The 22,011-nt window shown below is 40.0% G+C and carries 19 protein-coding genes and 5 tRNA genes; 11 read left to right on the top strand and 13 right to left on the bottom strand.

Annotation, left to right across the window (positions count from 1 at the left end):
• From J8L73_RS02280 to J8L73_RS02255, 6 genes are all read left to right on the top strand, one after another.
• Positions 1-1,608 (top strand): ABC transporter substrate-binding protein, encoded by a 1,608-nt coding sequence (locus tag J8L73_RS02280; RefSeq protein WP_058548400.1) that lies wholly within the window; start codon positions 1-3, stop codon positions 1,606-1,608.
• The gene (locus J8L73_RS02275) at positions 1,608-2,642 is read left to right on the top strand and encodes an ABC transporter permease (RefSeq protein WP_211014529.1); all 1,035 of its coding nucleotides are present in this window, start codon (positions 1,608-1,610) and stop codon (positions 2,640-2,642) included. The genes J8L73_RS02280 and J8L73_RS02275 overlap by 1 nt, the downstream gene beginning before the upstream one ends.
• Positions 2,629-3,522, top strand: a complete 894-nt coding sequence (locus J8L73_RS02270) for an ABC transporter permease subunit (protein ID WP_138682923.1) — start codon at positions 2,629-2,631, stop codon at positions 3,520-3,522. The genes J8L73_RS02275 and J8L73_RS02270 overlap by 14 nt, the downstream gene beginning before the upstream one ends.
• On the top strand, positions 3,523-4,515 hold the full coding sequence (locus tag J8L73_RS02265) for an oligopeptide/dipeptide ABC transporter ATP-binding protein (RefSeq protein WP_211014527.1): 993 nt from the start codon (positions 3,523-3,525) through the stop codon (positions 4,513-4,515).
• A complete protein-coding gene (locus J8L73_RS02260) occupies positions 4,515-5,276 on the top strand; it encodes an ATP-binding cassette domain-containing protein (RefSeq protein ID WP_211014525.1) in 762 nt (253 codons plus the stop codon). The genes J8L73_RS02265 and J8L73_RS02260 overlap by 1 nt, the downstream gene beginning before the upstream one ends.
• Before the next feature lie 72 nt (positions 5,277-5,348).
• Positions 5,349-5,831 carry a VOC family protein gene (locus J8L73_RS02255; protein WP_211014523.1) on the top strand — a complete coding sequence of 161 codons (483 nt, stop codon included), beginning with the start codon at positions 5,349-5,351 and terminating at the stop codon, positions 5,829-5,831.
• 92 nt (positions 5,832-5,923) lie between these two features.
• Here J8L73_RS02255 and J8L73_RS02250 read toward each other — a convergent pair whose 3' ends face one another.
• The 11 genes from J8L73_RS02250 to J8L73_RS02200 form a co-directional block, all read right to left on the bottom strand.
• On the bottom strand, positions 5,924-7,825 hold the full coding sequence (locus tag J8L73_RS02250) for a SurA N-terminal domain-containing protein (protein ID WP_211014521.1): 1,902 nt from the start codon (positions 7,823-7,825) through the stop codon (positions 5,924-5,926).
• A 171-nt stretch (positions 7,826-7,996) separates the two neighbouring features.
• Positions 7,997-8,287 (bottom strand): HU family DNA-binding protein, encoded by a 291-nt coding sequence (locus J8L73_RS02245; RefSeq protein WP_158657444.1) that lies wholly within the window; start codon positions 8,285-8,287, stop codon positions 7,997-7,999.
• A 192-nt stretch (positions 8,288-8,479) separates the two neighbouring features.
• Entirely contained in the window at positions 8,480-10,840 is a 2,361-nt protein-coding gene (gene lon / locus J8L73_RS02240) for an endopeptidase La (protein ID WP_211014519.1), read from the bottom strand.
• Positions 10,841-10,991: 151 nt separating this feature from the next.
• Positions 10,992-12,275 carry an ATP-dependent protease ATP-binding subunit ClpX gene (gene clpX, locus J8L73_RS02235; RefSeq protein ID WP_058548409.1) on the bottom strand — a complete coding sequence of 428 codons (1,284 nt, stop codon included), beginning with the start codon at positions 12,273-12,275 and terminating at the stop codon, positions 10,992-10,994.
• Positions 12,276-12,409: 134 nt separating this feature from the next.
• Positions 12,410-13,027 (bottom strand): ATP-dependent Clp endopeptidase proteolytic subunit ClpP, encoded by a 618-nt coding sequence (clpP, locus tag J8L73_RS02230; RefSeq protein WP_058548410.1) that lies wholly within the window; start codon positions 13,025-13,027, stop codon positions 12,410-12,412.
• A gap of 166 nt (positions 13,028-13,193) precedes the next feature.
• Positions 13,194-14,498 (bottom strand): trigger factor, encoded by a 1,305-nt coding sequence (tig, locus tag J8L73_RS02225; protein WP_058548411.1) that lies wholly within the window; start codon positions 14,496-14,498, stop codon positions 13,194-13,196.
• Between the two features lie 371 nt (positions 14,499-14,869).
• Positions 14,870-14,946, bottom strand: a tRNA-Pro gene (locus tag J8L73_RS02220).
• Between the two features lie 51 nt (positions 14,947-14,997).
• Positions 14,998-15,074, bottom strand: a tRNA-Pro gene (locus J8L73_RS02215).
• Positions 15,075-15,089: 15 nt separating this feature from the next.
• A tRNA-His gene (locus J8L73_RS02210) sits at positions 15,090-15,165 on the bottom strand.
• 24 nt (positions 15,166-15,189) lie between these two features.
• Positions 15,190-15,266: transfer RNA gene (locus J8L73_RS02205), tRNA-Arg, on the bottom strand.
• Positions 15,267-15,309: 43 nt separating this feature from the next.
• Positions 15,310-15,386, bottom strand: a tRNA-Pro gene (locus J8L73_RS02200).
• A gap of 349 nt (positions 15,387-15,735) precedes the next feature.
• On the opposite strand from J8L73_RS02200, the gene folD reads away from it, so the two are divergent.
• Positions 15,736-16,590 (top strand): bifunctional methylenetetrahydrofolate dehydrogenase/methenyltetrahydrofolate cyclohydrolase FolD, encoded by an 855-nt coding sequence (folD, locus tag J8L73_RS02195; protein WP_138682929.1) that lies wholly within the window; start codon positions 15,736-15,738, stop codon positions 16,588-16,590.
• Positions 16,591-16,690: 100 nt separating this feature from the next.
• Here folD and cysS read toward each other — a convergent pair whose 3' ends face one another.
• Entirely contained in the window at positions 16,691-18,070 is a 1,380-nt protein-coding gene (gene cysS / locus J8L73_RS02190) for a cysteine--tRNA ligase (RefSeq protein ID WP_211014517.1), read from the bottom strand.
• A 132-nt stretch (positions 18,071-18,202) separates the two neighbouring features.
• Between cysS and J8L73_RS02185 the strand changes: the two genes are divergently transcribed.
• The 3 genes from J8L73_RS02185 (at position 18,203) to J8L73_RS02175 (ending at position 20,373) form a co-directional block, all read left to right on the top strand.
• Entirely contained in the window at positions 18,203-18,694 is a 492-nt protein-coding gene (locus J8L73_RS02185; RefSeq protein ID WP_210999316.1) for a peptidylprolyl isomerase, read from the top strand.
• Between the two features lie 89 nt (positions 18,695-18,783).
• A complete protein-coding gene (locus J8L73_RS02180; RefSeq protein ID WP_211014515.1) occupies positions 18,784-19,521 on the top strand; it encodes a UDP-2,3-diacylglucosamine diphosphatase in 738 nt (245 codons plus the stop codon).
• Between the two features lie 54 nt (positions 19,522-19,575).
• A complete protein-coding gene (locus J8L73_RS02175) occupies positions 19,576-20,373 on the top strand; it encodes a transporter substrate-binding domain-containing protein (protein ID WP_211014513.1) in 798 nt (265 codons plus the stop codon).
• Between the two features lie 19 nt (positions 20,374-20,392).
• Here J8L73_RS02175 and miaE read toward each other — a convergent pair whose 3' ends face one another.
• Positions 20,393-21,160 (bottom strand): tRNA isopentenyl-2-thiomethyl-A-37 hydroxylase MiaE, encoded by a 768-nt coding sequence (miaE, locus tag J8L73_RS02170; protein WP_211014511.1) that lies wholly within the window; start codon positions 21,158-21,160, stop codon positions 20,393-20,395.
• 214 nt (positions 21,161-21,374) lie between these two features.
• Between miaE and J8L73_RS02165 the strand changes: the two genes are divergently transcribed.
• Positions 21,375-21,974: a Yip1 family protein gene (locus J8L73_RS02165; RefSeq protein WP_210999302.1), complete on the top strand. Its 600-nt coding sequence runs from the start codon at positions 21,375-21,377 to the stop codon at positions 21,972-21,974.
• The last annotated feature ends 37 nt before the right edge of the window (positions 21,975-22,011 follow it).

Below are 22,011 nucleotides of genomic sequence, written 5' to 3'. Positions count from 1 at the left end.
GTGCATAAATTATTACTTGTTTTGCTTGCCACCACTTTAGTTGGTTGCCTTGATAGCAAAGAAGAAATCATAGAAGAAAAAAACCAAGGCCTAGTTTATTGCGCTGAAGCTAACCCTGTGTCGTTTAACCCTCAAGTAACGACTACAGGTTCAACTATTGATATTATTGCCAATCAATTATACGACCGCTTAATTAGCATTGACCCCGTCACGGCCGAATTTAAAAGCGAGCTCGCTACCGATTGGAAAATTAGTAAAGATGGAAAGTCGGTAACCTTTACCCTTCGTAAAGACGTAAAGTTTCATACTACGTCGTATTTTACCCCGTCGCGTGATTTTAATGCCGACGATATTATATTTACCTTCAGTCGATTATTTGACGTATATAACCCCTATCACTTTGTGGGCGATGCTAATTATCCGTATTTTCAAAGTGTGGGGATTGATCAGCTAATTCGTAAAATTGTTCGCGTGTCGGATTATCAAGTGCGTTTTGAACTGTTTAACCCTGAGAGCAGCTTTTTAGCGAATATGGCTACCGATTTTGCCGTGGTGCTTTCAGAAGAATACGCCATGCAGCTTAAAAAAAATAACCAAGAAAACTTATTCGATCAATACCCTATAGGTACTGGTCCTTATATTTATAAAGAGTACCGCCGCGACCATTTAGTGCGTTTTTACCGTAATCCGCTGTATTGGAAGCACGATGTAGCCCTTGAGCAATTGGTTTACGATATAACACCTAATGGCACCACCCGCATTGCAAAAATGCTAACTAAAGAATGTGATATAACCGCTCACCCAAGTAGCGCACAACTCAGTATTTTGGCTCAGCGCGATGACATAAACGTAGAAAAAGAAACCAATTTAAATGTAGGTTATTGGGCTTTTAATACTGAACGAGCGCCGTTTGACGATATTCGCGTACGCCAAGCACTGGCGCATGCTATAGACACCGATAAAATAATGCAGGCTGTTTATTACGGAAATGGCACACGTGCACAATCTATTTTACCGCCAACATCATGGGCATTTGAGCCACAAGAAGATATGCCTAGGTTTGACCCCGAACTAGCTAAAAAACTACTCATAGAAGCTGGCCTACCTAATGGCTTTGATATGACCATTTGGGCAATGCCAGTGAGCCGAATTTATAACCCTAATGCACGTAAAATGGCTGAGCTAATGCAAAGTGATTTACGAAAAGTAGGTGTTAACGTAAGTATTGTAGAGTACGAATGGAACACCTTTATTCAGCGCATTGGTGAACACCGCCACGACAGTGTATTACTTGGTTGGGCCGCGGATACACCCGACCCAGATAACTTTTTTAGCCCACTATTAAGCTGCACCGCTACATTTAGCGGTAAAAACCCTGCAAATTGGTGTAATCCGCAATTTGATTTAATGCTTACACAAGCACTCGACACCACAGATTTAAACAAGCGTAAAAAATACTACGAAGATGCACAAAGCTTAATAATTAAAGAGCTGCCATTGCTGCCTTTAGCTCATGGTCTGCGTTTTCAAGCCAGTAGTGCCGATGTAGAGGGTATAACACTTGGCCCATTTGGTGCTATTTCTCTTGCCAATGCGAGGAAAAAATAATGATCGTAGATTATATTTTACGCCGCCTTGGCTTATTGTTTTTTATGATTTTAATGCTCAGCGTTTTTACTTTTTCTCTCGCTTATTTGTTCCCTGGCGATCCATTAAGTAATTTAAGTGGTGTACCTAGCAGCAACTTCGCTCAGCATAGCGAGCTTGAAGACAAATATTTATACAACAGCAATTACTTTATGCAATACATTGCTTTTTTAGGGAGAATATTTCAAGGTGATTGGGGGCTGTCGTTTGCCTCTGGTGGCAGTGTGTTTAGCCATATTTTTGATTTATTACCAGCAACGCTTGAACTTAGCTTATATGCACTTATTGTATCAATTGTGGTTGGTGTACCTGCAGGTATTTTAGGCTCTGGCTATCATAAACGCTGGCCCGATAAACTCATAAACTCAACCACTATGGTGGGTTATTCTATTCCGGTATTTTGGCTTGCCCTGTTATTAATAATGATTTTTTCATTAAAGCTTGGCTGGTTTCCTATGTCGGGAAGAATGGGCTTACTTTATGAAATACCAGCAAGTACTGGGTTTATTTTAGTTGATATTGCTTTAGCGGGCTTTCCCTATAAAGGTATGGCTTTTGTAGATGCCCTGCGCCATTTAACACTCCCCACTATTGTACTGGCAATGTATCCTACAACGGTATTGGTGCGCTTTACACGTGAGTCTATGCTTAAAATAATGGATCAAAACTTTATTAAAACAGCCAGGGCAAAAGGCCTTAACCGACGCCAACTTATCATGCACCATGCGCTTCGTAATGCATTATTACCGGTTATAAAACAAATAGGTTTGCAATTTAGTACGCTAATTACCCTTGCCATGATAACCGAGGTTATTTTTTCGTGGCCAGGCATAGGCCGCTGGCTAATTGACAGTATTTATCAGCGCGACTTCCCAGCTATTCAAGGTGGTTTAATGGCAGTGTCTTTATTTGTTATATTAGCCACTATTATAGCTGAGCTTACTTACACATTATTCGACCCACTCTCGCGGAATCAGGCCCATGGCAAAGTTTAATTTATTTTCTGAAGAGTCGAATAAATCGCCACTTGCGCGATTTTGGCGAAAATTTAAAAATAATCATCCTGCCCTTGTAGGTTTATGGATTTTTATGGCGTTTGCTTTATTAGCAGCCAGCGCGCCATTTTTAGCGCCTTATGGTGTAAATCAACAACATAGCGATGCCTTACTCATTCCACCTTCGTGGCGTGAAATGGGCGATGTGCGATTTATTTTGGGCACCGATGATTTAGGCCGAGATGTTCTCTCTCGTTTAATGAATGGCGCAACCTATACGTTTGGATTGTCTGTGGTCGCCGCTTTATTAACAACAATTATTGGTGTTTTAGTGGGTACTTTTGCAGGTATTAGCCGAGGCCTTCGTTCAAGCTTTTTAAACCATTTACTTGATATAACGCTCTCAATACCTTCTTTATTATTGGCAATAATTATAATAGCCATACTTGGCCCTGGTTTAATGAATACCGTATGGGCAATTATATTGGCGCTACTGCCACAGTTTATTCACTCGGTTCGTAACTTAATTGTTGATGAACTAGGTAAAGATTACATCACCGCGTTTAAGCTAGATGGCGCATCTAACTGGCATATTATTTCGCGGGGAATTTTTCCAAATATTTACGAGCACATTGTGGTTATTTTCACTATGGCGCTTTCTACCGCTATATTAGATATTTCTGCCCTTGGCTTTTTAAAGCTAGGTGCACAGCCTCCCACAACCGAATGGGGCGCAATTCTAGCTGAAAACTTAGGCCTGATTTATTTAGCACCGTGGACGGTAGCTTTGCCCGGTGTACTGTTATTTTTAGCCGTATTATCTACCAATTTAGTAGGTGATGGCCTGCGACAAGTGCTTAAAGCACGTAAGGCAGATTAAATGCAATTACTTGATGTTCGTAATTTAACGATTGAACTTCGCACCTCTGAGACGGTAATTAGAGCCGTAGACAGAGTGAGCTTTAGCCTAAAAGAAGGCGAAGTACATGCACTTGTGGGTGAGTCTGGTTCAGGTAAAAGCTTAATAGCAAAAGCGATTATTGGCGTATTAAACGAACGCTGGCATATAACAGCCGATCGTATACACTGGCGCGGTGTTGATTTAATGCGCCTAAGCCCAGAGCAGCGCCGTAAAATAGTCAGCCAAGACATCGCCATGATTTACCAAGATCCAAGTAGATGCCTTGACCCTACCGCAAAAATATTTGACCAAATAGCCGAAACACTCCCTGAAGTTGCCCGCAAAGGTTTCTTTTTAAAACGCAACCGCGATAGAAAAGACCGTGTAAAAGCGCTTATTCATAAGGTCGGTATTAAAAATCACGAAGCTGTACTTAGTAGTTACCCGCACGAGCTCTCAGAGGGCGTGTGCCAAAAAGTAATGATTGCCATGGCCATCGCCCGTACGCCTAAGCTTTTAATTGCTGATGAGCCGACTACAGCGCTTGAAAGCACCACCCGCGCGCAAGTTTTTAGGTTACTAAAAAGCTTAAACCAGCTTAAAAACATGTCTATTTTGATGATTTCTCATGAACTTGAAGAAATTGCTCATTGGTCGCACGGTATCCATGTTTTGTATTGCGGGCAAATGGTAGAAGCAGGCCCTACTCATCAAATATTTAAACAACCTAGGCATCCGTATACACAAGCGCTCTTAAAAAGCTTGCCCGACTACGAGCAAGGCTTAGCCCATAAAGAGCCGTTTTATGCGCTTAAAGGTACCATCCCTACGCTGCAACATTTGCCTATTGGCTGCCGATTAGGACCGCGTTGCCCACAAGCGCAAAAGGCATGTGTCGTTACACCCGCTTTAACTAAGCATCATGGCCATAGTTATGCGTGTCACTTTCCGTTAATTAAGGACATGAAGTAATGCAGCCAGTATTAAAAGTACAAGCCCTTTGTAAAACCTTTAATGTACGCGCCGGGCTTTTTTCTCGCAAAAAGTTTGAGGTACTTAAAAATATTTCATTTTGCGTAGGCAAAGGTGAAAGTATCGCCATAATTGGCGAAACTGGTGCAGGTAAAAGTACATTAGCTAAGCTGCTTTCGGGCGCTGATAACGCAGATAGCGGGCAAATTTTACTCGAAAATAATATTATTGAAGATAACGGCGTACGCGATAATCAATGTCGGCATATTCGCATGATTTTTCAAGACTCAGGTGGCTCGCTCAACCCTGGTTTAACCATAGGTGAAATGCTTGACGATTGCCTGCAGTACAATACCGAGTTTGATACAGCTCAGCGTGATGAAAAAATAGATGCAACGCTTTCTAAAGTAGGTTTATTAATCGATCATAAACATTATTACCCACATATGTTTAGTGTGGGGCAATTGCAGCGTGTAGCGTTTGCTAGAGCTCTAATATTAGATCCGAAGGTGATTGTACTTGATGAAGCGGTTTCTTCTTTAGACCCTTCGATACGCGCTCAAATCGTAAATCTATTACTTAAACTGCAGCGTGATACTGGCCTCACTTATGTCATGATCACTCATCACCTTAGTTTAGTTCGCCATATTAGCGATTTAGTCGTCGTGCTTGATAAAGGTGAAGTAGTGGAATACGGGCGCACTGAAGAGGTATTTCAAAACCCACAATCAAAAGTTACTGAGCGTTTATTAAGCTGCTAATGCCGTTTTTTGTAATGTAAGTACATTTTAGAAGGTCTTGTTATTAACTTTTACTTTTAACAAGGCCGCTCCATGCTCAAACACACACTACTTAGTATTACTCCCCTACTGCTATTATCTGCTTCTGCTATTGCCGATATCCCTAACAAAGTTAAAAACTGGGTTGGCGGAGTCGATCATTTAGGTTTAACTGTTTCAGATTTAGATTCATCTAAAGCGTTTTTTACTGATGTACTTGGTTTTAAAGTGCTGGGAAATGATCCGACTTATCCTGCTTACTTTTTATCTAATAAAAAAATAACCATTACATTGTGGCGAGTTAAAAATGATGAAAAGCATGTTGAGTTTAATCGAGCCAATAATGTGGGGTTACATCATTTAGCGCTAAGCGTAGAAAACACTGAAAAACTCGCCGAGTTATACATGCACCTAAAAGGCAAAGATAATATTAAAATTGAGTTTGCACCAGAGAAGTTAGGTAAAGGCCCTGCGCAGCACATGATGATAAGAGAGCCTAGCGGAAATCGAATTGAGTTTATTGCAAGGCCTATCTAGCCCCGTTAAATAATTAGTATTATTACGGATTGCTGAATTCAAGACAATAAAAAAGGCGCTCAAGGCGCCTTTAGTGTATTAGCTAAAACAACTTATTCAGCCGCTTGCTCAACCAGTGGTAAGTTAAGCTCAGCCTGTGCTTTTAGTGCTTCAATAAATACCATGTAGTTTTTATTAGCTTGCGCCATAGTAATTGTTTGCTTAGTTTGTGCATCAATGTTTTCTGCAACTTGTGCATCACTCACCGATTTAAGCGCAACAATTGCTGAGTCACCATTGTTTAAATCAACAATATCAACCACTGCAGTATCTGCTGGGTGAGCCATTTTAAACGCTTGCGTTACAATAGCTGGCGATACAGTGTAGCTTTGACGCGTTAATTGCGCTTCTTGGCGAACTGTTAAGCTTTGCTCTTGTGCAACATCATTTAAGCTCTTACCTGCTTGTACTTGAGCGAATAATTCACGCGCTTTGCTTTTAGCAAGCTCTGATGATTTTTCGTTAACTAAGCGAGTTTTAATTTGCTCACTTACCTCTGCGAGAGGTTTAGTTGCTGCAGGTTTGTGTTCGTTAATACGAACAACAACTGCGTGCTCATCACCAAGTTCAATAACCTCAGAGTTTACTTTATCTTCTAGTAAATCAACTGATGTTAGCGCTGAAATAACCGCAGGGTTATTTAATGGCTCAGGAAGTGCGTTAAGCGCTAAAAGCTCTGTAGATTTAACTTCAACGTCTGCAGCTTCTGCGGCGTCATCTAAACGGTCTGAAATTTCGAACGCTAATGCGCCCATTTCAGTTTGCTTCTCGTAAAATGCATCTACTTTTTCAGTTTGCTCAAGCTCAGCACGTAAATCTGCTTTAACATCATCATACGCTTTTACTTGTTGTGGCTGTAGATCTGTAAGTTTAATAATGTGATAACCAAACTCAGATGCAACAACCTCTGAAAAGTCACCTTTATTTTCAAGTGCAAAAGCTGCATCCTCAAATGCAGGGTCCATTACATCACGCTCAATCCACTCAAGGTCGCCACCCATTTCACCGCTTACAATATCATCGGACGATGACTCAGCAAGCTCTGCAAAATCTGCACCTTGCTCAAGTTGAGCGTGTAGCGCGTTAGCTTTTTCTTTAGCTGCATCGTCGTCCTCACTGTTATCAATTAAGATATGCGATACACGGCGTTTTTCAGGCTCGATGTACTGCGCTTTATTTTGCTCGTAATACGCTTTTACATCATCCTCAGTTACCGACTCAACGTTAATATCTGACGCATTTAATTCAATATAATTTACTGAAATTAGCTCTGGCGATAAAAACTGTGAAGAGTTTAGGTCGTAGTAATCAGAAATTTCTTGCTCTGATACTTCAATGTCTTTTGCTAGTGCTTCTTTGTTAACGACTAAGTAGTCGATGCTACGCGTTTGTTGTTGTAATGCAATCGCACTTTTAAGCTCGCTTTCTAATGCAAAGTCAGTACCTGCTACAGCTGATACTAATTGGCTGCGCGTCATATCTTTACGAAGATATTCACGAAATGCATCTGGTTGAAAGTTCATTTGACGAATTACTTGTAAGTAACGGTCGTTATTAAACTTTTCGCCAATTTGAAAGTAAGGTAGTTCTAAAATGGTTTTACGTACGCTGTCGTCGCTTACGCGAAGGCCTAAATCTGCCGCTAATTGTGATTGCAATTCTTGTTGTACTAAGCGGTCAATTACACCTTGACGTATTTGTGCCATATAATTTGGATCGGCTGCAATTTGTGTAAAGTATTCACCAAATTGTTGCTCTAAACGGCTACGTTCGTTTTGATAAGCACGATTAAATTCGGTTTGGCTAATTTTAATTCCATTTACTTCAGCAACGGGTTGTTCTGTGGTTTGACCTAAGTAACTACCGATCCCTGCTAAGGCAAAAGATAAAATCACCGCGCCTAAAATTATTTTGGCTACAGGGCCTTGTGAGCCCTCTCTGATTTTCTCAAGCATTTGTTTATCTCTTTTTGATCAAGGTATTTTACCTTGTCACATGTAAAAAAAGCGTATCTTACCAGATACGCTTTTTCACTTGAAGTAACTGGCGGTAAAGTTACTTAATTCATCTGTTGTGGTGAATCAGTATCTTTACACTCGCCATAACTAATGTGTGTAAAACAGTGATTAGTTTACTGCGTCTTTAAGCGCTTTACCGGCTTTGAAAGCTGGGATATTAGCTGCAGCAATTTGAATAGTTTCACCAGTTTGTGGGTTACGGCCTGAACGTGCAGCACGTTCACGTACTGAGAAAGTACCAAAACCTACAAGTGCAACTGAATCGCCATCTTTAAGCGCGCCAGATACAGATCCGATGAATGAATCTAGTGCGCGACCTGCAGCCGCTTTAGAAATGTCAGCGTCAGCTGCGATTTGATCGATTAATTGAGATTTATTCACAATATCATCCTCTTTCATTGTTATTATCAAGAGCGATGGTTTTTTAAACTAACATCACTTTTTTGAAAATTTTAGAGCAAACTTTTAATGCTCACATGATTATATTTTTCTTAAGCCTAGGCCCCATAAGGGCTAGGCTTGAAAACCAGTGCTTAACTTATCATACCGTTTAGATTTGAAAAGCCCTAAAAAGCACTTTTTTTGGGTTTTTTATTGGTTTTTCGGTGTTTCGGGCGAAAAACTCTCAACAGGATGCACTAAAGCAAGCTTCAACACCTCGTCAATCCACGTAACAGGGTGAACATCAAGACCTGCCAGCACGTTGTCTGGGATCTCTTTTAGGTCACGTTCGTTAATTTTTGGAATGATGACTGTTTTAATTCCACCGCGATGTGCAGCCAGTAACTTTTCTTTAAGGCCACCAATTGGCAATACTTCACCACGTAGTGTTATTTCGCCTGTCATTGCAACATCAGCTTTTACAGGGTTACCCGTTAAGCTAGACACTAAACCCGTTACCATCGCAGCACCGGCACTTGGGCCATCTTTAGGTGTTGCACCTTCAGGTACGTGAACGTGTATGTCGCGTTTTTCGTAAAAATCGCTATTGATGCGGAATGTATCAGCACGATTACGAACAACAGTCATCGCAGCCTGAATCGACTCTTGCATTACATCACCCAGTGAACCTGTGTAACTTAACTTGCCTTTACCTGGAACAGCCGCACATTCAATAGTAAGTAAGTCGCCACCTACTTCTGTCCACGCTAAACCAGTTACTTGGCCAATACGGTTACCATCTTCAGCTTTACCATAATCAAAGCGCTGCACACCTAAAAAGTCTTCTAGGTTATCTTGATTGATAGTCACAGTTTTAGTGTCTTTTTCTAGCAAGATGTTTTTAACAGCTTTACGGCACAGTTTAGATATTTCACGTTCTAGGTTACGTACACCCGCTTCACGCGTGTAATAACGAATAATGCCAATAATAGCGCTATCTTCTATTACTACCTCGTTATCTTTTAAACCATTACGTTTAACTTGCTTAGTAATAAGGTGCTCTTTTGCAATGTTTAGCTTTTCATCTTCGGTGTAACCCGATAAGCGAATAACTTCCATACGGTCCAATAATGGGCCCGGGATATTAAAGCTGTTTGATGTGGCTACAAACATAACGTCAGATAAATCGTAATCTACTTCAAGGTAATGATCGGCAAAATGGCTATTTTGCTCAGGATCAAGTACTTCTAAAAGTGCTGATGCTGGGTCGCCGCGCATATCTGATGACATTTTGTCAATTTCATCTAACAAGAATAATGGGTTTTTAACGCCCACTTTAGACATGTTTTGAATTAGCTTGCCTGGCATAGAACCAATGTAAGTACGACGATGGCCACGAATTTCAGCCTCGTCACGTACGCCACCTAAAGCCATACGCACATATTTACGGCCAGTAGAGCGCGCTATTGATTGCCCTAAAGATGTTTTACCAACACCTGGAGGACCCACTAAACATAAAATAGGCCCTTTGAGCTTATTTGTACGCTGTTGTACTGCGAGGTACTCAATAATACGTTCTTTAACTTTATCTAAGCCGTGGTGATCGTTATCAAGAATTTTTTGCGCGCCCGCTAAATCTTTTTTCACTTTAGAGCGCTTTTTCCATGGCACGTTAATTAACGTATCAATGTAAGAACGCACAACCGTGGCTTCAGCAGACATTGGCGACATCATTTTAAGCTTATTAAGCTCAGTAGTGGCCTTTTCTTTAGCTTCATCAGGCATGCCAGAGTCTTCAATACGCTTTTTAAGCGCTTCAAATTCGTCAGGCACATCATCAAGTTCACCAAGCTCTTTTTGAATGGCTTTCATTTGCTCGTTGAGGTAATACTCGCGCTGAGATTTTTCCATCTGCTTTTTCACGCGGGTACGAATTTTCTTCTCAACTTGCAGTAAGTCTATTTCACCTTCCATCAACGCCATTAAATACTCTAAGCGTTCAGTCACACTTGAGATTTCTAGCACTTTTTGTTTTTCAGGCACTTTAAGCGGCATATGCGCTGCCATTGTGTCGGCAAGACGTGCTGGCTCATCAATACCCGACACAGAAGTTAATACTTCTGGTGGAATCTTTTTGTTTAGTTTTACGTAGCCTTCAAACTGGCTAATAGCGCTGCGAATAAATATATCTTGCTCTTGCTCGTCTACCGAATCAGATTCAATAAATTGGGCGTTAGCAACAAAAAAGTCATCGTTATCTACAAATTCTTCAATTTGTGCGCGTTGTGTACCTTCAACTAAAACTTTCACTGTACCGTCTGGTAATTTTAATAACTGAAGTACAGTGGCAATAGTACCAATGCGGTAAATATCGTCTTGTTCTGGTTCATCTACAGTTGCATCTTTTTGTGCAACCAAGAAAATTTGTTTGTCTTTGTCCATTGCCGCTTCTAGGCATTTTATTGATTTTTCACGGCCAACAAAAAGCGGGATCACCATGTGTGGATATACCACAACATCGCGCAGTGCTAGGACTGGGATTTCGACTCGGTCGGTTCTCTCAAGCGTCATTATATTTTCTCTTCGCACTTTATTTATTTAATAAGATTACTCAAGTATATGGGGATAAACTAATTAAAGTTCAACAATTTTCCCCTACTCGACTAAATTAATTATAAAAAAAGGAGCCTAAGGCTCCTTTTTTATGCAAATAGCTTAAAAACTACTCAGATGCGGCTTTGTCTTGTTTATTGTTTTCATAAATCAAGATTGGGTCTGACTCACCTTTAATAACAGTTTCATCAATAACCACTTTGCTTACATCGTCCATAGACGGTAGTTCGTACATGGTATCAAGTAATACACCTTCAACAATCGAACGAAGACCACGAGCACCTGTTTTGCGCTCCATTGCTTTGTGAGCAATTGCAGCTAAGGCGTCATCACGAAATTCAAGTTCAACATCTTCCATACCAAACAATACAGAGAACTGCTTAGTAATCGCGTTTTTAGGTTCACTTAAAATTTGCACAAGCGCTGCTTCGTCAAGTTCAGTTAACGTAGCAACAACCGGTAGACGACCGATAAACTCAGGGATTAAGCCGTATTTAACTAAATCTTCTGGCTCTACGTCTTTAAATGTATCACTTAAAGAACGACTCGCCGCAGACTCTTTTACGTTTACGCCAAAACCAATACCAGTGTTTTTATGGCTACGCTGCTCAATTACTTTATCTAGGCCTGCAAATGCACCACCACAAATAAATAAGATCTTAGATGTGTCTACTTGTAAAAACTCTTGCTGTGGGTGCTTACGACCACCTTGTGGTGGAACCGAAGCAACAGTACCCTCAATCAGTTTAAGTAGTGCTTGTTGCACACCTTCACCTGATACATCACGTGTGATTGACGGGTTATCTGATTTGCGAGAAATTTTGTCAATTTCATCAATGTAAACAATACCGCGCTGGGCTTTTTCTACATCGTAATCGCATTTTTGTAATAGTTTTTGAATGATGTTTTCTACATCTTCACCTACATAACCGGCTTCGGTTAATGTCGTGGCATCAGCCATAGTAAACGGCACATCTAATAGGCGTGCTAGCGTTTCTGCAAGCAATGTTTTACCACTACCTGTTGGGCCAATAAGTAGAATATTACTTTTACCTAGTTCAACTTCCTGCTTTGTAGATTGGTTACGCAAGCGTTTGTAGTGGTTGTATACCGCTACTGACAATACTTTTTTAGCATGGTCTTGACCAATTACGTAGTCGTCTAGGTGATTACGAATTTCTTTTGGCACAGGTAGTTTATCAGACGCATTATGCTTAGGAGCAATGTCTTTGATTTCTTCCCTGATGATATCGTTACACAGCTCTACACATTCATCACAAATGTATACTGAAGGACCTGCAATTAATTTACGAACTTCATGCTGGCTTTTGCCACAAAAAGAACAGTATAACAATTTATTACTTTTGTCGCCGTCTGTAGGAGTGTCAGACATTCAGCTACCTCATTTTATACGTTGGCTGCCAAACCAGTTGGCAACTATTCAAATTCGCTTTTAACTATACCAAAATTTACTGGTTTTCGCATAGTAACTCATAGTGGCAAGCAATAGTTTGCTTGCCTACACGCTTACTTGCTATCGCGATTAGTAAATACTGAGTCTACAAGTCCGTAGTCTACAGCTTGTGATGCACTCATAAAGTTATCACGATCTGTATCGCGTGAAATAACATCTAATGGTTGGCCTGTATGCTCAGCCATTAAGCGGTTAAGTTTGTCTTTAATAGACAGAATTTCTTTAGCGTGTATTTCAAAGTCAGACGCTTGACCTTGGAAACCACCTAATGGTTGGTGAATCATTACACGTGAGTTTGGTAGACAAAAACGCTTACCTTTAGCACCCGCTGTAAGTAAAAATGCGCCCATGCTTGCTGCTTGACCAACACAAATTGTGCTTACATCTGGTTTGATGAAGTTCATTGTATCGTAAATGGCCATGCCTGCAGTAACTGAACCACCTGGTGAGTTGATATATAAAAAGATATCTTTGTCAGGGTTTTCTGATTCTAAAAATAGCATTTGCGCTAAAATTAGATTTGCCATGTTGTCTTCAACTTGGCCTGTTAAAAAGATAATACGCTCTTTTAATAATCTCGAATAAATATCATACGAGCGCTCGCCTTTAGCCGTTTGTTCAACAACCATAGGGACTAATGCGTTTAGGGGATCTGTAATACCAGTGTTCATACTTATTTAATTCCTTATGCGCTTATACTTATCCTTCACTATAAGAAAAGCATAGTTATCATTTTTCGCAAATTAAGAGCCACAAACTAAAATGGCCCGGGCACACTGCATAAACAGAGTAACACGAGCCATTTAATCGTTAGCGAGAGCTTAAGTCAATGACTTATTAAGCACCTTGCTGCGGATTCATGATGTCGTCAAATGCTTTTTCAACGTCAGAAACATTTGCTTTAGCTAAAATAGCTTCAACTGCTTGCTCTTCCATTGCTACATTACGCATTTGCTGCATTAGTTGATCATTACCTTTGTAGTATTCTACTACTTCAGTTGGATCTTCGTATGCAGATGCTACTGTTGCGATTAGTGCTTCAACTTTAGCATCATCAACTTTGATGTCGTTAGCTTTGATCACTTCACCTAATAAAAGGCCAGTTTTAACGCGAGTTACAGCTTGCTCATGGAACAATTCAGCTGGAAGCTCAGGCATGTTTTTAGCGTCGCCGCCAAAACGTTGAGCTGCTTGCTGACGTAGTGCGTCAACTTCTTGATCAACAAGTGCTTTTGGCACTTCAATTTCGTTGTTTTCTAAAAGACCTTTAATTGCTTGGTCTTTCACGTTAGCTTTAACCGCTTGGTCAAGCTCACGTGTCATGTTCTTTTTAACTTCTTCTTTAAGCGCGTCTACGCCGCCTTCGGTAACACCGAATTTAGTTGCAAACTCTTCGCTTAATTCAGGTAACTCTTGCGCTTCAACTTTTTTCACTGTGATAGTGAATTGAGCCGCTTTACCTTTAAGATTTTCAGCGTGGTAGTCATCAGGGAAAGTTACATCAGCAACTACTTCTTCGCCTGCTTTTTTACCTACGATGTTATCTTCAAAACCTGGGATCATACGACCTTGGCCAAGTTCTAATGGGAAGTCTTCAGCTTTACCGCCTTCAAATACTTCACCGTCGATAGTACCTACGAAATCAACAGTTACACGGTCGTTTTCGCCAGCAGCTGTATCAACATCTGCCCAAGAAGCGTGTTGTTTACGAAGTGTTTCTAGCATGTTTGCTAAATCTTCGTCAGTTACTGTAACTGCTGGTTTTTCTACAGCAATTTTATCTAAACCTTGAACTTCAACTTCAGGGTAAACTTCAAACGTAGCTGAGAATTCTAAATCTTTACCTGCTTCAAGAGATTTTGGAGCGAATGATGGTGCGCCAGCAGGGTTAATTTTTTCAGCAACGATTGCTTCAATGTAATTACGTTGCATTACTTCGCCAGCAACTTCTTGACGAACTGCAGGACCAAAACGCTTGTTAATTACTGAAACTGGAACTTTACCAGCACGGAAACCATCAATACGCTGTGTTTTTGACAGTTGTTGTAAGCGTTTTTTTACTTCGGTCTCAACGTTCTCTGCAGGAACGGTGATGGTCAGACGGCGCTCAAGGCCTTGAGTCGTCTCAACAGAAACTTGCATGATTTACCTCAATATTCAATTTTGGCGACTGTTCGCCTTCCTTACAAACAAAGTACCTTCATGAGTCTTGATAAAATTTAAGCTAAATTTAATGCTTAAATACATCCGTCACTACCATGAGATATCATTGCTGCTCTGCCCTTCGGGCACTATGTTAAACAATAGACGCGGCATTATAACCTAATAATCATGAGAGTCGAGTGTAGGGGGCAATTATTTAGGCTAGATCGGCACTGATCGCGCACAACCGAATAAAAAACAAACTAATTAGATTGTAAGTAATTAAATTTTATTATTGAATTTGGATATATAGATAAGATGTGGACTATAGAGTGTTAATTTTCACGTTTCATTATTTGATATAATGAAAGTGGTCGGCGATGCAGGATTTGAACCTGCGACCCCTTGGACCCAAACCAAGTGCGCTACCAAACTGCGCTAATCGCCGATATATATTGTGAATACTTAAACTTTGAATTTAAGACCACTTATAAGAAAGTGGTCGGCGATGCAGGATTTGAACCTGCGACCCCTTGGACCCAAACCAAGTGCGCTACCAAACTGCGCTAATCGCCGATACTCAATGTAAATTGGGGTGACTGATGGGGCTCGAACCCACGACAACCGGAATCACAATCCGGGGCTCTACCAACTGAGCTACAATCACCGCTATATTTACACGTTTTCAACATGGTGCGCCCAGAAGGATTCGAACCTTCGACCCACGCCTTAGAAGGGCGTTGCTCTATCCAGCTGAGCTATGGGCGCATCGAAAACTTCATAGCGTACAAATAAGCTTACTTTTTAAAAGTGGTCGGCGATGCAGGATTTGAACCTGCGACCCCTTGGACCCAAACCAAGTGCGCTACCAAACTGCGCTAATCGCCGATGCTTACTATTGTTAACGAATGACCTCGTTGACAACGGGGTGCATAATAGTGATTTGACGGGGTTAGGTCAAACGTTTTTTTAAGAAAACCAATCAACTGCTTATTTTTAGCTCACAATGGTTAAATATTGCAATGTAGGGTTTAAAATTTAAACTCTTTTTACGCTTCTTGCATTTTATAGCTTAAAAGCACCTTGGCGCTTTAGTGCTTTTCTGCGAAAATAGCCTCTATATTAAAAAGTGATAATTTAAAGAATAGATTCTTTATAGGCATTACTACCCCTATTTTATGCATTCACTTTTTAAAGTATCGGAATCAAGTTAATTAACCCTAATTAAAGGTCACCCATGACGGCAAACATCATTGATGGTAAAGCAATCGCAAAACAAGTACGTAGTGCAGTAGCAGAACGTGTATCTGAACGTGTTAAAAATGGTTTACGTGCACCAGGACTCGCAGTAGTACTTGTAGGACAAGATCCTGCAAGCCAAGTTTATGTTGGTTCAAAACGCAAAGCCTGTGAAGAAGTTGGTTTTATTTCAAAATCTTTTGATTTACCAGCAGACGCTACTGAACAAGCGCTTTTAGATTTAATTGATGAGTTAAATAATGATGCTGAAGTAGACGGTATCTTAGTTCAATTACCGTTGCCACAAGGCCTAGACGCTGAAAAGATTTTAGAGCGCATCACGCCACACAAAGACGTTGATGGTTTCCACCCTTATAATATAGGTCGTTTAGCGCAGCGTATGCCAGCGCTTCGTCCTTGTACTCCAAAGGGCATTATTACCTTACTTGATTCAACAGGTGTGCGTTATAAAGGAATGCATGCGGTTGTGGTTGGTGCATCTAATATAGTTGGCCGCCCAATGTCGCTTGAGTTATTACTGGCAGGTTGTACTACAACGGTATGTCATAAATTTACACAAGATTTAGAAACACACGTTCGCCGTGCTGACTTATTAGTCGTTGCTGTTGGCAAGCCTGAGTTTATCCCTGGTGATTGGGTTAAAGAAGGAGCAATAGTTATTGATGTAGGTATAAACCGCTTAGATACCGGTAAATTAGTGGGTGATGTTCAATACAGTGTTGCTGAGCAAAAAGCTGACTTTATAACACCTGTACCAGGCGGCGTTGGCCCAATGACAGTAGCAAGCTTAATTGAGAACACATTAGAAGCATGTGAAAAATACCACAGCTAAAATTACTTAATATAATTAATATATTAACTAAGATGCAGATTAAATAAAAAGGGTTGCCAATTGGCAACCCTCTTTATTTTAAGGCTATTTTTTAAAACATTTACGCTTTACGCCAGGTTGTTTTACCGGCTGAATCTTCAAGTATTACACCTAATGCATTAAGCGCATCACGTGCCTCATCAGCAGCAGCCCAGTCTTTACTCGCACGTGCTTCATTACGCTTTACTATTAAGGCTTCAATTGTTGCAACTTCATCATCATCTTGCCCGCCTTGTAAAAAAGCCTCAGGTGCTTGTTGAGCAACCCCTAGCACTTCACCAAGGCTGCGTAGTATAAACGCTAACTTACCAGCTTGACCTGTATCAGTATCTTTAACGCGGTTTAACTCTTTAGCAAGTTCGAACAACACAGGTAGTGCTTCTGGTGTATTAAAGTCATCATTCATTGCTTTTCTAAACTTGGCAACAAACTCATTGCCTTCTAAATCGCATTCTACCGGCTCTACACCACGAAGCGCTGTGTAAATACGCTCAAGTGACGAACGTGCTTGATCTAAATTCTCTTGCGAGTAATTTAATTGGCTGCGGTAATGACCCGATATTAAAAAGTAACGAACAGATTCAGCATCGTAAGCTTTTAATACTTCACGTACAGTAAAAAAGTTATCTAAAGATTTAGACATTTTTTCTTTGTTTACTTGCACCATACCCGTATGGATCCAAGTATTTACGTATTTACCATTATTTGCACAGCACGATTGCGCAATTTCATTTTCATGATGTGGAAACTGTAAATCAGAACCCCCACCGTGAATATCAAAATGCTCACCTAGATGCTTTGAGCTCATTGCTGAACACTCAATGTGCCAACCTGGGCGCCCTTCTCCCCATGGAGATGACCAAGATGGCTCCCCTGCTTTGGCTTTTTTCCATAATACAAAGTCAAGTGGGTCGTCTTTATCTTGTGCCACTTCAACACGTGAGCCTGATTGAAGCATTGTTAAATCTTGCTGAGATAGCGCGCCATATTGCTCAAATGTTGAAACATCAAATAATACATCGCCATCAGCCGCTACATACGCATGACCTTTAGCAACTAAACGCTCAACCATTTCAATAATTTCATCCATGTGCCCTGTTACTGTTGGCTCAACATCTGGACGTAACATGTTCAAACTATCAAAATCTTCATGCATTGCTTTGGTCATACGAAGTGTTAAATCGTTTATTGACTCGCCGTTTTCATTTGCACGTTTAATTATTTTATCGTCAACATCGGTAATATTACGTACGTATTTTAAATCGTAGCCAATATGGCGAAGGTAACGGACTATTACGTCAAACCCAACAAATGTACGCGCATGACCTATGTGACAGTAATCATAAATGGTGATACCACACACATACATGTCGATTTTTCCTTCGACCATAGGTTTAAATTGTTCTTTTTGTCGCGTGAGTGTGTTGTATATTTGTACCATTTAGTTGGTCTCCTTCACTGTTATCAAGAAAATGTATGTTACCACTTGCAAAGCATGGGCTCTAGCGCTTTGTTAATCTTAGCTAACTAAGATAAAATAGCGCGACTATTTAAACCAGATATAGGAAACCTCATGGTTGTTCTACACACAAACTTTGGTGACATCACCATTAAAATGCACGAAGCGGAAGCACCAAACACAGTTAAAAACTTTTTAGAGTATGCAAATGCTGGTTTTTACAACGGTACAATTTTTCACCGTGTAATTGATGGCTTTATGGTTCAAGGCGGTGGTTTTGTGCCAGGTATGGAACAAAAAGACGTTAACGATCCGATTCAAAACGAAGCTAACAACGGCCTATCTAATAAAGTAGGTACTTTAGCAATGGCACGTACGCCTGATCCTCATTCAGCTACTGCACAGTTTTTTATTAACGTTAACAACAACGATTTTTTAAACCACAGCAGCGAAACATCACAAGGCTGGGGTTACTGTGTGTTTGCTGAAGTAGTTGAAGGCATGGACATTGTAGAAAAAATTAAAGGTGTAGCGACAGGTAGCAACGGTTTTCACCAAGACGTACCTCTTGAAGACGTGATCATCGAAAACGTTACTGTTAGCTAATAGTACGTTTACCCACGTAATGTGGAGTATCAGCGGGTGTTTATGCAATAGGCATACGCCCGCTTTATTTATATCGAAAAGACATCCTTATGACTCGTAAGACATACTTTATTGCTGATTTACATTTAAGTGAAAACAGACCTGATATTAGCGCTGCTTTTTTTAAATTTTTAGAATCTAATATTCTAAATCAAGACGTTGATGCGCTTTATATTTTAGGTGACTTTTTTGAAGTATGGGTAGGTGATGACTACGTCACTGAACTTGCAAGCGACGTAGCTAAGCATTTAAGAGCTGTAAGTAATGCAGGTACACCAGTTTATTTTATACATGGCAACCGCGACTTTATTATGCGAGAGCAATATGCAAACTTAGCTGGCATGACACTTTTAAGCGAACAAGCCGTGATCGATTTATACGGGACACCGACCGTTATTTTACATGGCGATGAAATGTGTACTCAAGATACTGAATATCAAAAATTCCGTAAGAAAAGTCGTGGTTGGTGGTGGCCAAAGCTTATGCTAGCTATGCCGCTTTGGTATAGAAAAAAAATAGCCCGCAACGCACGTGAAAAAAGTAAATTAAGCCAAGCCGACAAGCCAATAGAAATTTTAGATGTTGTAGAAGAGGCTGTTATTGACACGTTTAAAAAGTATGATGTGAGCAATATGATACATGGCCACACTCACCGCCCTAACGTTCATACATACACGCTAAACAATAAAACGCTTACGCGCACAGTATTAGGAGACTGGTACACGCAGGGCTCATACTTAGTGGCTACACCACAATCACAAGAATTAATTAGTACACCTTTCGCATAATTTTATTTTCTGACTATTATTTAATTAAAGTATTTAAATAGTTAAGGACAATACATGTTGCGGTTGCTAATTTTTGTAGTACTGGCTTTAAATGCGTTTAAAGCTAAAAGTGAGCAAACTTGGCACATTGTGACGGAAAACTTTCCCCCCTACTTTTCCAGCGAGTTACCCAGTAATGGCTGGTTGTTTGAAATAACTAAACTTGCTTTAAAAAGTCAAAATATAAATACCGAAATAGAATTTACCTCTTGGAATCGCTCTCTTAATCTTTTAGAAAAACAAAAAAAAACAGCTATTCTTGGTGCTTTTTATTCAAAGCAAAGAGGCGAAATTTTTGATTATTCACGCCCACTAGCCGTTGCGCATTCAGGGCTTTTTAAACTTAAAAAAAGTACAATTAACTACGATGGCTCGCTTGAGTCTTTACTACCTTATAATATTTGTAAAGAAGCTGGTGACCCTGTTAGTACTGAATTTTCGCTAGATCCTAGACTGTCTCTAACCTCTACTAGTAACTTAGTTAATAGCTTATATTTATTACAAAACGAACGGGTAGATCTGGTTGCAGGCACAAAAGAAGTGGGAGAGTATTGGCTTGATCACAGCCCAAAATTACTAAAAAATGAAGAGCAAGAAATTGAATACCTACCCCCACATTTAGCAATTCATAAGTTGCACTTAATTGTATCTAAAAACAACCCAGATGCTGACGAACAAATTGCTCAGTTTGAGGCAGGCCTTAAAACTATTATAAAAAATGGAGCTATTGCTAAAGTATTAAAAAAACACCATTTCAGTGATGAAGACATTAAACACTATTTAAAAGCGCTTGCTGATAATTTTGACCACTAATTAAAGCATTAATAAGTAATTAGCTATTGGCTGTTGGCGCACCACTATGAAACTTAAAATCATCATCTGGAGATTGGATTAGATCAGCTTCTATCTTTGCAAAAAAATCTACGCGCTCTGTAATGTCAAAATCGGCAATCTCTTGCGCTAGTGTTAAATAATCTTGGTAATGACGCGCTTCAGAGCGAAGCAATGAAATATAAAAATCACCTAAGCGTTTATCCACATGCGGAGCAAGCTTTGCAAAACGCTCACAAGAGCGTGCTTCTATGTAGGCACCTACAATTAATTTATCGACTAAAGCATTTGGCTCAAATGTTTTTACGTTGCGTAGCATACCTTTAGCGTATCGACATGGCGTAATACTTTGATACTCAACCCCATACTCATCCATTATTTCGAGCACTTGATAAAAATGATGCAGCTCTTCTTTTATAAGCATCACCATTTTATCTATCAAATCTTGTCCGTAAGGAGAGTTCGATTTAGGAATAATAGACTTGGTGAGTTTATTTTTTGCAGCCAGATCTCGCCAATTACCTTCACGCTTATAAATAAGCGTTTCAAAAGGCTTAAGCCACTCAAGCAAAGCATCGCTACTTTCTTTATCTACAGCATATTTACGAATTAAAAACATCGCACTTTGCGCCGCTTTTAACTCACAAATTAAGTGATCGATTAATATCACCGATAAGTTTTCTTTTTTTACTGCCTCAATAACCCATTCATTGGGAGTTTCGCACAATAAAAAATTATTAATAGGTGCTAAAAGTTCGCTGTGTGACACGTTGCTTCTCGTTACTTCAAAAAATAAAAATGCATTTTAACACGAAAAATAACTAAGAATAAAACGTGATAAAACAAGCCAATCAAAATGTTAATAACGAGTTAACTTGACTTTGTTTGTGGACTAAACCATAAATATAGATACTGTATAAAAAACAAACTAACTATAAACAATTAAAACCAACAGTAATACGTCCCTTTTATGGAGTACCGCTATGATACTGAATCACCTTTGGGGCATTTATGCCCACCCACTCGAAGAATGGCAAACAATAGATAACCGTCACGAAAGTTTAACTTACAGTTTATCGCATATACTGCTTATTGCTTTATTTCCCTCCATTATGGGGTATTACTCGTCTGTATATTTAGGATGGAGTATAGGTACTGGTACCCCAGTTTTTTTAACTCATGATAGTGCCTTACTCATTGCTGCTGCGATGTACGTTGCATTAATTGCAGGTGTTTTTGCACTTGCCTATTTAGCCCATTGGATGGCTATAACGTTTGGCGCTAAACCAACATTTACTCAAACATTAGAGCTTGCAGCTTACACGGCAACGCCTGTATTTATGTCAGCGCTTGGTGCATTTTGGCCTGAGCTTTGGTTTGTGGTATGTGTAGGAATACTAGCTTTGGCTTACTCTGTTTATTTACTATATACAGGAGTGCCTATTTTGATGCACATACCTCAAGAACGGGGATTTATTTACGCAAGCTCAGTGGTGACCTGTGGATTGATTCTGCTGGTAATAATTTTAGCAATAACAGCAATGCTTTGGACTAATGGGATTGTAAGCCCAATGTTCACATAACCCAATCAATATGTGTTGTTTGATAGAAGTGTTCCCT

Origin of the sequence: Pseudoalteromonas sp. MMG006 (assembly GCF_018101025.1) — a bacterium.
GTDB lineage: Bacteria > Pseudomonadota > Gammaproteobacteria > Enterobacterales > Alteromonadaceae > Pseudoalteromonas.
Note: the sequence above shows the minus strand (reverse complement) of the source record. Positions and strands in the feature narration are given on the sequence as shown.

Bases quoted from the DNA above. Each gene is read 5' to 3' on its own strand.
- J8L73_RS02250 (WP_211014521.1), bottom strand. From the start codon at position 7,825: ATGCTTGAGAAAATCAGAGAGGGCTCACAAGGCCCTGTAGCCAAAATA.
- cysS (WP_211014517.1), bottom strand. From the start codon at position 18,070: ATGGTACAAATATACAACACACTCACGCGACAAAAAGAACAATTTAAA.
- clpX (WP_058548409.1), bottom strand. From the start codon at position 12,275: ATGTCTGACACTCCTACAGACGGCGACAAAAGTAATAAATTGTTATAC.
- J8L73_RS02245 (WP_158657444.1), bottom strand. From the start codon at position 8,287: ATGAAAGAGGATGATATTGTGAATAAATCTCAATTAATCGATCAAATC.
- J8L73_RS02185 (WP_210999316.1), top strand. From the start codon at position 18,203: ATGGTTGTTCTACACACAAACTTTGGTGACATCACCATTAAAATGCAC.
- J8L73_RS02260 (WP_211014525.1), top strand. From the start codon at position 4,515: ATGCAGCCAGTATTAAAAGTACAAGCCCTTTGTAAAACCTTTAATGTA.
- folD (WP_138682929.1), top strand. From the start codon at position 15,736: ATGACGGCAAACATCATTGATGGTAAAGCAATCGCAAAACAAGTACGT.
- J8L73_RS02165 (WP_210999302.1), top strand. From the start codon at position 21,375: ATGATACTGAATCACCTTTGGGGCATTTATGCCCACCCACTCGAAGAA.
- clpP (WP_058548410.1), bottom strand. From the start codon at position 13,027: ATGAACACTGGTATTACAGATCCCCTAAACGCATTAGTCCCTATGGTT.
- J8L73_RS02175 (WP_211014513.1), top strand. From the start codon at position 19,576: ATGTTGCGGTTGCTAATTTTTGTAGTACTGGCTTTAAATGCGTTTAAA.
- tig (WP_058548411.1), bottom strand. From the start codon at position 14,498: ATGCAAGTTTCTGTTGAGACGACTCAAGGCCTTGAGCGCCGTCTGACC.
- J8L73_RS02180 (WP_211014515.1), top strand. From the start codon at position 18,784: ATGACTCGTAAGACATACTTTATTGCTGATTTACATTTAAGTGAAAAC.
- J8L73_RS02255 (WP_211014523.1), top strand. From the start codon at position 5,349: ATGCTCAAACACACACTACTTAGTATTACTCCCCTACTGCTATTATCT.
- J8L73_RS02265 (WP_211014527.1), top strand. From the start codon at position 3,523: ATGCAATTACTTGATGTTCGTAATTTAACGATTGAACTTCGCACCTCT.
- lon (WP_211014519.1), bottom strand. From the start codon at position 10,840: ATGACGCTTGAGAGAACCGACCGAGTCGAAATCCCAGTCCTAGCACTG.
- J8L73_RS02275 (WP_211014529.1), top strand. From the start codon at position 1,608: ATGATCGTAGATTATATTTTACGCCGCCTTGGCTTATTGTTTTTTATG.
- J8L73_RS02270 (WP_138682923.1), top strand. From the start codon at position 2,629: ATGGCAAAGTTTAATTTATTTTCTGAAGAGTCGAATAAATCGCCACTT.